The 10728-nt window shown below is 70.7% G+C and carries 11 protein-coding genes and 1 pseudogene; 4 read left to right on the top strand and 8 right to left on the bottom strand.

Annotation, left to right across the window (positions count from 1 at the left end; all coding sequences use genetic code 11):
- Positions 1-105 precede the first annotated feature (105 nt).
- The 8 genes from ACFWX1_RS41900 to ACFWX1_RS41865 form a co-directional block, all read right to left on the bottom strand.
- Entirely contained in the window at positions 106-558 is a 453-nt protein-coding gene (locus tag ACFWX1_RS41900; RefSeq protein ID WP_378395454.1) for a luciferase family protein, read from the bottom strand.
- 18 nt (positions 559-576) lie between these two features.
- On the bottom strand, positions 577-1059 hold the full coding sequence (locus tag ACFWX1_RS41895; protein ID WP_378395453.1) for a flavin reductase family protein: 483 nt from the start codon (positions 1057-1059) through the stop codon (positions 577-579).
- Positions 1056-2453 (bottom strand): dihydroorotase family protein, encoded by a 1398-nt coding sequence (locus ACFWX1_RS41890; RefSeq protein WP_378395452.1) that lies wholly within the window; start codon positions 2451-2453, stop codon positions 1056-1058. Before ACFWX1_RS41890 ends, ACFWX1_RS41895 begins: the two co-directional genes overlap by 4 nt.
- A complete protein-coding gene (locus tag ACFWX1_RS41885; RefSeq protein WP_378395451.1) occupies positions 2441-3565 on the bottom strand; it encodes an acyl-CoA dehydrogenase family protein in 1125 nt (374 codons plus the stop codon). The genes ACFWX1_RS41890 and ACFWX1_RS41885 overlap by 13 nt, the downstream gene beginning before the upstream one ends.
- Entirely contained in the window at positions 3547-4587 is a 1041-nt protein-coding gene (locus ACFWX1_RS41880) for a PrpF domain-containing protein (protein WP_378395450.1), read from the bottom strand. The genes ACFWX1_RS41885 and ACFWX1_RS41880 overlap by 19 nt, the downstream gene beginning before the upstream one ends.
- The gene (gene asnB / locus ACFWX1_RS41875) at positions 4587-6383 is read right to left on the bottom strand and encodes an asparagine synthase (glutamine-hydrolyzing) (protein WP_378395449.1); all 1797 of its coding nucleotides are present in this window, start codon (positions 6381-6383) and stop codon (positions 4587-4589) included. The genes ACFWX1_RS41880 and asnB overlap by 1 nt, the downstream gene beginning before the upstream one ends.
- A 5-nt stretch (positions 6384-6388) precedes the next feature.
- On the bottom strand, positions 6389-7174 hold the full coding sequence (locus ACFWX1_RS41870; protein WP_378395448.1) for a cupin domain-containing protein: 786 nt from the start codon (positions 7172-7174) through the stop codon (positions 6389-6391).
- 554 nt (positions 7175-7728) lie between these two features.
- Positions 7729-8313 (bottom strand): TetR/AcrR family transcriptional regulator, encoded by a 585-nt coding sequence (locus ACFWX1_RS41865; protein WP_378395447.1) that lies wholly within the window; start codon positions 8311-8313, stop codon positions 7729-7731.
- A 286-nt stretch (positions 8314-8599) separates the two neighbouring features.
- Here ACFWX1_RS41865 and ACFWX1_RS41860 point away from each other — a divergent pair, with 286 nt between their 5' ends.
- From ACFWX1_RS41860 to ACFWX1_RS41845, 4 genes and pseudogenes are all read left to right on the top strand, one after another.
- A complete protein-coding gene (locus tag ACFWX1_RS41860; RefSeq protein WP_378395446.1) occupies positions 8600-9025 on the top strand; it encodes a heme-binding protein in 426 nt (141 codons plus the stop codon).
- Between the two features lie 28 nt (positions 9026-9053).
- Entirely contained in the window at positions 9054-10256 is a 1203-nt protein-coding gene (locus ACFWX1_RS41855) for a Cmx/CmrA family chloramphenicol efflux MFS transporter (RefSeq protein ID WP_378395445.1), read from the top strand.
- Entirely contained in the window at positions 10216-10401 is a 186-nt protein-coding gene (locus ACFWX1_RS41850) for a 2-hydroxymuconate tautomerase family protein (protein WP_378395444.1), read from the top strand. The genes ACFWX1_RS41855 and ACFWX1_RS41850 overlap by 41 nt, the downstream gene beginning before the upstream one ends.
- A 51-nt stretch (positions 10402-10452) precedes the next feature.
- Positions 10453-10728 (top strand): annotated as a pseudogene (locus ACFWX1_RS41845) (hypothetical protein); the annotation flags it as partial.

Raw genomic sequence — 10728 nt, 5'->3', positions numbered from 1 at the left:
ACCGGGGGGCGCCCGCCGCCGGCTGGGGTTTGGGTGTTTTTTTTCCACGTTGGGCGGAGTCGTGGGCGCCGCGCCGCGCGCCCCCCCCCCCCCACCCGGGGCGGATCATTCGCTGTGGCGGCCCCTGGCATAGGTGTAGGACTCCAGTACCAGCCGCCACACGATCTCGATCTCGTCCCGGTCGCGGGGGCCGTAGACGAGCTGCGTGTTCTGGATCGGGTGCGGCACACCCCAGCCCGCCTCGGTCGCGAGCTTCTTCACGGTCGCCGGGAGGGTCATGTGCAGGCTGCCGTCCTGCTGCGGGTGCAGATGCGCGAACTCGCGGCTGTGCTTGATGAACGCGTCGTCCGGTCCGGTGCCGAACTCCGGTGCCAGGTGGATCGCCCTGGCCTCCGGGTAGGGCACGTGCGTCGGCGCCAGGTAGACACCGGCCAGCGAGCGCATCCGCTGCCACAGCTCCTCCTGGAGTGTCGTCGGCGCGATCTGGTTGAGCTGGCCGTGCGGAATCGGGCCACGGGTGCGGGGAGCCGGGCCGTGGCGGTCGGGGATCTCGAACATGATTTTCCTCCAGGAAATTCAGACCGGCCGGACGCGCTGGTAGCACCGGCCGTGGTAGACGAGGGGGTCGCCGGGGCAGGTGCGTGCCGCGCACACCTCGCCCAGCAGCAGGCCGTGGTCACCGGCGTCGACGGTGTCCCGGCGCCGGCATTCGATGCCGGCCAGCGCGCCCGGGTGCAGGAGCGTGCCGTGCTCGCCCGGTTCGAAGCCGGTCCCGCCGAATCGGTCGGCACCGGGCGTCGCGAACAACGCGGCGAGCTCGACCTGTTCCGCGGCCAGGACGTTGACGCCGAAGCGCGAGCAGCGTGCGAAGACCTCGTAGGAGCTCGAGCTCTTCGCCTGGCAGACGAGCAGCAGCGGCGGCCGCATCGACACCGAAGTCACCGACGTCGCGGCGTAGCCACGCGGCGTGCCGTCGGCGTCGAGCGCGGTCACCACGCACACCCCGCCGGCCAGCGTCGCCATCGCGTCCTTGAATTCGTCGAGCAGCGCCGCGGTCATCGGGCACCACCCGCCGGTGCGGGGACCACCGATGGTGTGAGCCATTCGCCGCCGGGGGCGCCGAAACCGTGTTCGCGGTGGAACACCGTGCGGCCCCTCCGGATCGTGTGCTCGACGCGACCGGTGAACAGCCAGCCCGCGTACGCCGTCCACCCGCATTTGGCCTGGACGTCGCCGGGGCCGAAGGACCAGTGCTCGTCCGGGGCGAACAGCACGAGGTCGGCGTCCAGGCCGGGCGCGACCGCGCCCTTGCGGCCGGCGACCCCGAACAGCCGGGCGGGTTCGGCGGCCAGCACGCGGGTGACGATCGGCAGCAGCTCGTCCGGCGTGGCGTCCGGCACCCGGCGGCTCAGCCCGGTGTAGAGCGCGGGGAAGAGCTCCTGCACCCCCGGCAGTCCCGGTGGGGCGTCCGGCGCGTCGAGCACCTTGTCCCCGAAGGCGTGCGGCGCGTGATCACTGCCCACAGTGGACACTTCGCCGCGGAGCACCGCGTCCCACAACCGGTCCTGATCGGCCTGGTCCCGGATGGCCGGGCTGAGCCGGATACGGGAACCGCAGCGGGCGGTGTCGGCCGCGGTGAAGGACAGGTGGTGCCCGGTGACCTCCCAGGTGACCGGCAGCCCGGTCGCCCCGGCGGCGGTCAGCAGGTCCGCCTCCTCACGGCTGGACACGTGGAGAACGTGCGCGGCGGTGCCGTGCCGCCGGGCCAGCTCGATCAGCTTGGCCACGGCGACGATCCCGCCCGAGCGCGGCCGGAACCGCTCGTAGTCGCGGTAGGTCGCCGGGGTGCCCTGCCACCGGTCGAGCAGCGCGAAGACGTCGTCGTCCTCGGCGTGGAACAGCAGCCGGAGGCCGCGCCGCTTCGCCACGGCGAACAGCTCGTCGAGGCGGCCGGGGTCGCGTAGCACGTGTGGTGCGGTGTGATGCCCGGTCAGGAACGCCTTCGCGGTCATCGCCTCGGCCGGTTCGAACGCCTCGAGCGAAGAAACGTCGTCCGGGTCGACCCCCGCGTGGAAGCGGTAGTCGACCAGGCTGGTGCCGTGGATTTCGGCGTCCTTGGCGCGGGCGTCGGCCGGGGTGAACGTCGCCGGGCGCGTGTTGGGCATGTCGAACACCGTGGTGACGCCGCCGGACACCGCGGCCCGCGACGCGTGCGCCCAGTCTTCCTTGTGCGTCAGGCCCGGCGTGCGGAAGTGCACGTGGGAGTCGATGAGGCCGGGCAGGACGTACCGCCCGGCGGCGTCGATCTCCTCGGCGCCGGACACGGTGCTCCCGGCGGGGAGCACGTCGGCGATCTTCCCGCCGGTGACGGCGATGTCGGCGGTGCGGACCCCGTCGGGGCCGGTCACCCGGCCGCCCCGGACGACGAGGTCGTGGTCCTTCACGCGGCCCATGGCAGGCTCACCAGCTCTCGGCTCAGGTCGTTGGTCGGGCCCATGAGCGCGACGGCGCGGGCGTCGCGGGCCATCCGGTTGATCGGGTTCGTCACCACATACCCGGCGCTGCCGAGCAGCCGCGCGATGCTCGCGACGACGTCCTCGGCCACCTGGGAGGCGTGGATCTTGCTGTGCAGCGTCACCTCGCCGGGGTCGGCGGCGTCGCGCCGCCCGGCCCGTTCGACGAGTGCGCGGGCGGACTCCACCTGACCGCGCAGGTCCACCAGCCGGTGCCGGACGGCCTGCAGGCCGAGCAGGGATTTCCGTTGCGCCGCTTGGAAACCGAGGTCCCAGGCGGCTTCGGCGATCCCGGCCGACACCGCGCCGAGCGTCGCCCCGGACTGCCGGACACCGGAGATGATCGTGCTCGCGGCGTCGCGCGGCCCGAGCAGCGCTTCCGGCCCGAGGAAGCAGTCCTTGAGCTCGACGAACCCGGTCGCCGACGCGCGCATGCCGACCAGGTCCAGGCTCAGGTCCGGCTCGATGCCCGGATTGGTCGCGGGCACCAGGAAGAAGCTCTGCCCACCGGATCCGTACGCGGACTCGTCGTCGGCCATCGGAGTGCTCTGCGCGAGCACCAGGTAGATGTCGGTGATCCCGGCACCGGTGGTGAAGGCCTTGCCGCCGCTGACCGTCCAGCCGCCGCCGGGCAGCTCGTCGGCGATGGTGGCGAGGTTCTTCTTCGCCGCGCCGGCACCGGACTCGCTCCACGCGGACGCGGCCAGCCACTCACCGGAAGCGAGCTTCGGCAGCAGCTCTTCGCGCTGGGCAGCGCTGCCCCATTCGGCGATCCGGCTGCACACGGCCATGTGCTGGAACGCGATGATCGCGGTGGACGGGTCGTGCCGCGCGATCCGCGCGATCACCCGGTTTCCTTCCAGGGCGTCCGCCCCGGCGCCACCGTACCGGCGCGGGACGACCAGGCCGGGCAACGGCGAGTTCCGCAGCGCGGCCAGCACTTCGGGCGCCGGGCGGCCGGCCTCGTCGGCCGCGGCGGCGTGCTCCGCGAGGACGTCGGCCAGCTCGCCGATGCCGAGGCGCACGGGGCTGGTCAGGTCGACAGCAGACACGAGTCCTCCTTCAGGACGTGGGGACCGAACGAGTCGATGGTCACGGCGCCGGTGAACGACACCGCCTTCTCCGGGACGCTGACCCAGGACAGCTCGCTGTCGCGGTCGTGGCCGGACACCGCGGCGGCCGACGTGGTGCACCCGCCCGCGGTGCGGATCCGCAGCGGCGCGGTGCGCCGGGTCTCGCCGCCGGCGAGCCGGAACGGGATGGTGTCGCGGATCCGCCGGGCCGCGCCGAGGCAGACGGCGCCGGTCAGCGCGATCGTCGGGTGCCACGACGGCACGGACACCGCGCGCGCGGCCAAGCCGTCCTCGCCGTCGGGCAGGACAGCGGCCACCTTCGGGAACGCGCCTTCGACGGGGTAGCCGTACTGCCGCGCGGCCGAGCGGCGGATCGCGCTCATCGTGCGGAACAGCGGCCGTCCCGCGGCGAAGAGCTCCTCCGGGCTGTCCACGCCGAGGTCGTGGCCGGACAGGAACAGGTACGGGTTCCCGACCGAGACCGCGCTGACCCGGATCGTGCCGTCGTCATACGGCAGGTCCGTGGTGGTCTCACCGAAGGGCAGCAGCTCGCCGAGCGGCACGGCGGGGTGATTGAGGAAGTGCGCGGTGAACGTCGTCCGGTCGCGGACGCACTCGTCGACCTCGCACACCACGTGGTCGTCGTTGTTGAGCACGCGGACCCGGACGCGGTGACCGGGCGCGAGCCTGCCGATCCAGCCGAGCCTGCTGGCGACGACCACGGACGAGAGCACCGAGTGCCCGCAGCTGCCGCGGAAGTCGAACCGCGCCGGGGCACCGGGAATGACCTGCACGAACCGGTAGTCGAGGTCGAACAGCGGATGCTCGGAGACCGACACGAGCGCGATCTTCGTGACCGCGGCCAGGCCGTGTTCGGCAAGCCAGGCGACGCCGTCGGAGAGCGCGTCGGAGAGCGCTTCCTCGGACGCCGGCAGCCGCTCGGCGGGCAGCACCAGCGTGGAGCTCGGGCTGCCGTGGGCGTGGGCGATGTGAGCGAGCATCAGGCCGCGCTCCTTTCCCCGGCGCTGCCGCGGGTGAGCTGGTCGGTCCAGAGCCGGTGGATGAGCAGCGACCAGATGGCCAGCGCCGATTCGTCGTTGGGCCGGGTGGCCTGTGCGTCGAACAGCCCGGCGACGGCCTTCGGGTCGAGCTGCCCGTGGTGCGCGAGCGACAGACCGGAAAGCATGTCGCGGGCGTAGTCGTGCAAGGGCTGCCCGGCCGCGAGCATCGCGGTGATCGGCAGCGTGAACGGCTGCTTCGGCCGGTCGAGCACCGAGTCCGGCACTAGGCCCCGGCCGGCCGCGTAGAGCGCGCGTTTCACCTCTCGGCCGCGTACTCGCTGTTCGGCGGGCAGCCGCCGGGCCAGCCGGGTGACCGGCCGCTGGCAGAACGGCAGCCGTACCTCGACCGAGTGGGCCATGCTCAGGTGGTCGACGCGACGCAGGTGGTAGGCGGGCAGTCGTTCGTCCACTTCGAACTCGGTGATCGCGGCCAGCCGGTCCGGCCCGGCGCCGCGCAGCCGCCGTACGATCCGCTCGGCTTCGGTTCCGTTGCGCCGCAACAGATCCCGGTACTCGTCGGTGTAGAGCCGGTTCCGTAGCGCGGCGGGCACGGCCGCGAGCGCGTCGACGTATCCGTTCGGCCAGTCCTCCGCACCGAGCAGCGCGTCGCTGATCCGGCGGTAGCCGCCGAAGATCTCGTCCGCGGCGTCGCCCGAGAGCGTCACCTTGAACCCGGCGTCGTGCACACCCTGGAACAGCAGGTACGTGCTCAGCGTGATCGGGTCGGCGTTGGGCTGGCCCAGGTGCCATACGACCTCTCCGAGCAGGTCCGGGAACGTCGCCGGGTCCGCCTCGATCTGGTGGTAGGTCGCGCCGCAGCGGGCGGCGACCTCGCGGGCGTACCGCTTCTCGTCGAACGGCCAGTCCCCGGTGTAGGCGATGTTGAACGCGTGCACGTGCGGGACCTTCTCCGCCAGGAGTGCCGTCACCAGGCTGGAATCCAGCCCGCCGCTGGTGATCGTCGAGATCGGCACGTCGGCCAGCGCGAGCCGGTGGGTTTCGGCACGCAGCGTGTCGCGGACCCGGCCGCCTGCCGTGTCGAGGTCGCCGCCGTCCTCGACGGGGAAAGCGGTTTCCGCGCGTCGCGAGATCTTCAGCCCGCCCGAGCGCGTATAGACGGCGGTGGCCGCCCGCGGCAGTACCCGGACGCCGTCGAACATCGTCCGTTCCCCGAAGGGCGTCTTGGTGGTGAGGTAGTTGTCGAGCCCCTCGTCCCGTTGTTCCCACCGGACGCCGGGAACGCTCAGCAGGGCCGGCAGCTCCGAGGAGAAATACAGCTCCCGCCGTTCCTGGTCCTCGTGGTGGTACAGCGGCTTCATGCCCGCCTCGTCGGTCACGAGCACCAGCTTCGGCTCCGCCCGCAGGTCCAGCACGGCGATGGCGTACATCCCGTCGAGGTGATCGACGAAGTCCAGGCCGTACTTGTGGTACAGCGCCGGGATCACGTTGCCGTCGCAGTGGTCGTGGAAGACATAGCCCGCCGCGTGCAGCTCGCGGCGCAACTCGTTGTGGTTGTAGATCTCGCCGTTGAAGACGACCCGGATTTCGCGGCCGAGCCGGTAGGGCTGCTCGCCGCCGTCGAGGTCCACGATGGCCAGCCGGTTGTTGCCCAGTGCCCAGCCGTCGCCGGCCGCGCTGAACCGGGCATCCGGACCGCCGTGCCGCTGCAGCGCCGAAACGGCGCGCAGGTGGTGGTGTGCGAGATTCCCGCCCAGGTGTCCATAGATCCGGCACATGACGGCTACCTCACCTCCGCGGAAACGCCGGCGCGGGCGTAGAGGACGGGGTCGAACGGTGTCGGCCCGCCGCACGTGGCGAACCGCTTCGTGGCCGGCTCCGGGTTGCGCGTGCCGTGCGGCACGCCGGGCGCGGCGAACAGCACGTCGCCGGGGGAGACGTCGTGCCAGCGGTCGATCAGGTACATCTGGCCGCCGCCTTCGAAGGCGATGAAAGCCTCTTCGCTGTCCGGGTGCTGATGGACGTTGAAGGTCTGGCCGGGCTCCTGAATCCCGCAGTGCAGGCACAGCCGCGCGCTGCCGGTGCCGGGCCAGAACAGGAAGTTCATCACGGCCGTGTTGCCGTCGCCCGCCACCTCGCCGGTGCCGCTGAAGCCGTGCAACTGCGTTTCGGTGTTCCACAGCTCGTTCTCCAGCCGCGGCGCGGTGCCGGTGGGTTCGTTGCCAGCCAAGCGGGTTCGCCACACGTACGCGGTCAGGCCGTCGTCGCCTGCTTCGAGTTCCAGCGTGCGCCCGGTGGGGGAGTGCAGGGCGGAGCCACGCGTGACCTCCGTGCGGTGGCCGGTGACGTCGCCGTGGCCGGAGCCGGCGAAGACCACCGCGATGTTCTCCTCCTCCAGCGCCCAGCCGAGGCGCCACGCCTTGCCGGGCGCGACCTCCACGACGAGCAGGGTCACCTCGCGTGCTCCCATGGCCGGGCCGACGGGCTCGGCGACCCGGCCCCAATCGAATGGTGAGAAGACGAAGTCCGCGGCGCGGACGATCGTTCCCTGAATCTGGTCGATGAGCATCCTGGGTCCAATCAGGTTGCTGACAATTTGCCAATGGACGGAAGCCGAATTGATCAATACATCGCGATTCCGCGATTCGCTTCCGGGGGCGACAGTACTAGTCCCCGGCGGCACGTTGCAAAGTTGTTAACAGGCGGGGCAAATCGACGCGAATGACGCGGTCGACATTGACTGAAGTGATTCAGTAAAATTCCGATACCGCCGAATGGTGGAGTGGCGATGTCTGCCGATACGACCAAAAGATGCCCGAAAGGGCACCCGGCGCGCCGACTGTGAGCGTTGTCACAGTCGGCGTACCGGGTGCTGGTGTGTAGACGAGGGATGTCGCGGGAAACTGTCGGGAGAATGAGGAGGAATTCAGGTCCGCGGACACTGCGGAGGCTCGGATTTCCCGGTGAAGGTGCCAGGCCTGCCGGTCCGGAGCCGACAATCCGGCTGCGCGGCGTCGCATGATCGAAAACGGCGCGGGGCGGGCCCATTGACAACTGTCCGTCACCGCGCGAAGAAAGCGCGGCCGGGCGCACGGTGACAATCCAATGACGGGGCGGCGATGGTTATTCCGGAATGGCGAGCAGAGCGGTGTCGACGACCTGTGCCAGCAGTGTCTTGTCGCGGCAGACCGCGCTCATCACGCGCAGGCCCTGAATCATGGTCACCAGGAAATTCGACACCGCCGGGATATCGGTTCCCGGTGGTAGTTCGCCCATGCTGCGGGCCAGGTGCAGCGTGCCGCAGAAGGAGTCCTGCAGTGCCGTGATCGCGTCGCACACGATCCGGTTCGCCACGTCGTCGTGCGGCACTCGTTCGGTGATCGCCATGACGAGCAGGCAGCCCGGCCTGCCGGGCTCCTTGAGCGCGTCGTCGATCCGGCCGAGCAACAGGTCGCGCATCACCTGCCGGATCGGCACTCGCTGCATCAGCGACTCGCGGGTGGTGTCGGTGGTCTGCCGGACGTACCGCTGCAGCGCCTGCTCGTAGAGGCCGTGCTTGCTGCCGAACGCGGCGTAGAGCGAGCCGCGGCCGAGCCCGGTCGCCTCGGCGAGGTCCTGGATCGAGGTGGCCTCGTAACCCTGGCGCCAGAAGACCTCCATGGCCTTCTGGACCACCTCGTCGGTGTCGAACTCGCGGACTCGGGGCATGCTCCCAGTCTAAGGATGGTGGAATGATCAGTCAACAACGCGAGGCTGTATCTGGACCGGTTGATCAACAATGCCGTCCTGAAGTTGACGGATTCCTTGCTATTACTCGACTTTGCTCGGCAGCTGGCGTCAGGTCAGCGGCTCATTGTTTGACGATCAGTCCAGATTTGGTACCGTGGGAGCGACCGCCGGATGCGGTCCGTGTGCGACCGGTCCCGGTGCGCACCCTCCTGTGGCCGGCGGCACCGAAGAGAAAACCCGCACACGCCAGACAAGGAGACTTCTCATGCCTCACGTGCAGCGCCGGTCGTCCGTCAGCGACGAGCTGGCCTGGCAGATCGTCCGCGCGGCCGACGAGGCCGCGAAGGCGACCGACAAGCGGTTCGCCGTCGCGGTGGTGGACGAAGGCGGCCACCTGAAGGCGTTCCTGCGGCAGGACGGCGCGAAGCTCAACGCCGTGCAGGTCGCGCAGGACAAGGCCTACACCGCGGCGTCATCGGCGATGCCGACACAGAAGTGGTCCGAGGTGCTCGACGCCGACCCGGTGCTGCGGACCGCCGCGCCCACGGCGATCGACCGCCTGGTCGGCATGGGCGGCGGCCTGCCCATCGTGGTCGGCGGCGAGCTCGTCGGCGCGATCGGCGTCTCGGGCGCCCATTGGACCGACGACGTGAAGATCGCCGAGGCCGGCCTGTCGGTGCTCGAGTCCTGACCGCTGCCCGAACCATCCGGGGGTAACGATGCCCATCGCCCTGTTCGTGCTCGGGCTGACGGTGTTCAGCCTGGGCACCACCGAGTTCATGATCGCCGGCCTGCTACCGGAGCTCTCCGGTGCGTTCGGCGTGTCCCTGCCACAGGCCGGGCTGCTCATCTCGCTGTTCGCGGTCGGCGTCGTCCTCGGCGCGCCGCTGATCACCGCCGCGACCACCAAGGTGCCGCGCAAGACGGCGCTCGTCGCGCTGCTCGTGGTGTTCGTCGCCGGCGAGGTGCTCGCCGCGGCCGCGCCGTCGTTCGGCGTGCTGATGGCCGCCCGCGTGGTCACCGCCGTCGCGCACGGCTCGTTCTTCGGCATCGGCGCGGTGGTGGCCGCGAACCTGGTCGAACCGGGCAAGCGCGCCAGGGCCATCGCGATCATGTTCGGTGGCCTGACCATCGCCACCATCGCCGGGGTCCCGCTCGGCACGTTCGTCGGCCAGCACTTCGGCTGGCGCGCGACGTTCCTCGCGGTCGCGATCCTCGGCGTGATCGACCTCGCCGGCGTCGTGGCGCTGGTGCCGCATCAGCCGCGGGCGGGCCACCTGGGCGTCCGCCACGAGCTGGCCGCGTTCCGCAATCCGAAGGTGTGGCTGGCGCTGAGCACGACCATGCTCAGCCAGGCCGCGCTCTACACCGCCTACACCTACATCGCGCCACTGCTGACCGACGTCACCGGGTTCTCCGCCGGCCTGGTGCCCCCGCTGCTGGCGTTGTTCGGTGTCGGCACGTTCCTCGGCAGCGTGCTCGGCGGCAGGCTCGCGGACCGCTCGCTGATGGGCACGCTGTGCGCGGGCCTGCTGCTGCTCGCGGTGATGCTCGGCGCGTTTTCCCTGGCGGCGCACAGCAAACCGGCCATGGTCGCGACGCTGTTCCTGTTCGGGATCGGCAGCTTCCTGATCAACCCGGCACTGCAGACCCGGGTGATGAACGAGACCGAAGGCGCGCCGACGCTGGCGAGTACGAGCAACATCTCGGCGTTCAACGTCGGCAACGCGCTCGGGCCGTGGCTCGGCGGTCTCGGCATCAGCGCGGGCGCCGGGCTGCTCTCGCCGAGCTGGATCGGTGCCGGGCTGGCCGTGACCTCGCTGCTGGTCGCGCTCGCCGCGGCGGGCCTGGACAGCCGGACCGGGAAGGAGGTGGACAGCGATGCCGGTCGTGCACGTGAACTGGTGGAAGGGGGCCGGTGAGACCGAACGCCGTCAGCTCGTCGAAGAGGTGACGGGAACCGTTTCGCGGCTCGCGAAATGCCCCGAAGCCGCCGTCACGGTGATCATCACCGACGTCGAAAAGGACCATTGGGGTCTCGGCGGGAAGCTCGCGGGGGACCTCTGAGCGAAGGCCGGGGCGACCCTCGTCCCGGCCTTCCCCTTCCGGGGAGGAGCCATGACCGGACGTGTCATCGGGCCGGAGGATCCGCGCTACGCGGACTACACGGCCGGGGTCAACCAGCGCTACACCGCGAAACCGGCTGCGGTGCACCTGCCGCGGACCACCGCGGAGGTCGCTTCGGCGGTCGCCGGGGCAGAGGGGCGGCTCGCGATCCGCAGCGGGGGCCACTGCTTCGAGGATTTCGTCCACCACGAGGGGGGGGGGGGAAAAAAACCACAGGGGTGGAGGTGGCGATGTGGGGTGGAGGTCGGGGTGGAAAAAAGGGGCGCC

The organism is Amycolatopsis sp. NPDC059021 (assembly GCF_042739895.1).
GTDB lineage: Bacteria > Actinomycetota > Actinomycetes > Mycobacteriales > Pseudonocardiaceae > Amycolatopsis.
This window is presented reverse-complemented; position numbering and strand designations above follow the sequence as displayed.

Bases quoted from the DNA above. Each gene is read 5' to 3' on its own strand.
- ACFWX1_RS41900 (WP_378395454.1), bottom strand. From the start codon at position 558: ATGTTCGAGATCCCCGACCGCCACGGCCCGGCTCCCCGCACCCGTGGC.
- ACFWX1_RS41895 (WP_378395453.1), bottom strand. From the start codon at position 1,059: ATGACCGCGGCGCTGCTCGACGAATTCAAGGACGCGATGGCGACGCTG.
- ACFWX1_RS41890 (WP_378395452.1), bottom strand. From the start codon at position 2,453: ATGGGCCGCGTGAAGGACCACGACCTCGTCGTCCGGGGCGGCCGGGTG.
- ACFWX1_RS41880 (WP_378395450.1), bottom strand. From the start codon at position 4,587: ATGCTCGCTCACATCGCCCACGCCCACGGCAGCCCGAGCTCCACGCTG.
- asnB (WP_378395449.1), bottom strand. From the start codon at position 6,383: ATGTGCCGGATCTATGGACACCTGGGCGGGAATCTCGCACACCACCAC.
- ACFWX1_RS41870 (WP_378395448.1), bottom strand. From the start codon at position 7,174: ATGCTCATCGACCAGATTCAGGGAACGATCGTCCGCGCCGCGGACTTC.
- ACFWX1_RS41865 (WP_378395447.1), bottom strand. From the start codon at position 8,313: ATGCCCCGAGTCCGCGAGTTCGACACCGACGAGGTGGTCCAGAAGGCC.
- ACFWX1_RS41860 (WP_378395446.1), top strand. From the start codon at position 8,600: ATGCCTCACGTGCAGCGCCGGTCGTCCGTCAGCGACGAGCTGGCCTGG.
- ACFWX1_RS41855 (WP_378395445.1), top strand. From the start codon at position 9,054: ATGCCCATCGCCCTGTTCGTGCTCGGGCTGACGGTGTTCAGCCTGGGC.
- ACFWX1_RS41850 (WP_378395444.1), top strand. From the start codon at position 10,216: ATGCCGGTCGTGCACGTGAACTGGTGGAAGGGGGCCGGTGAGACCGAA.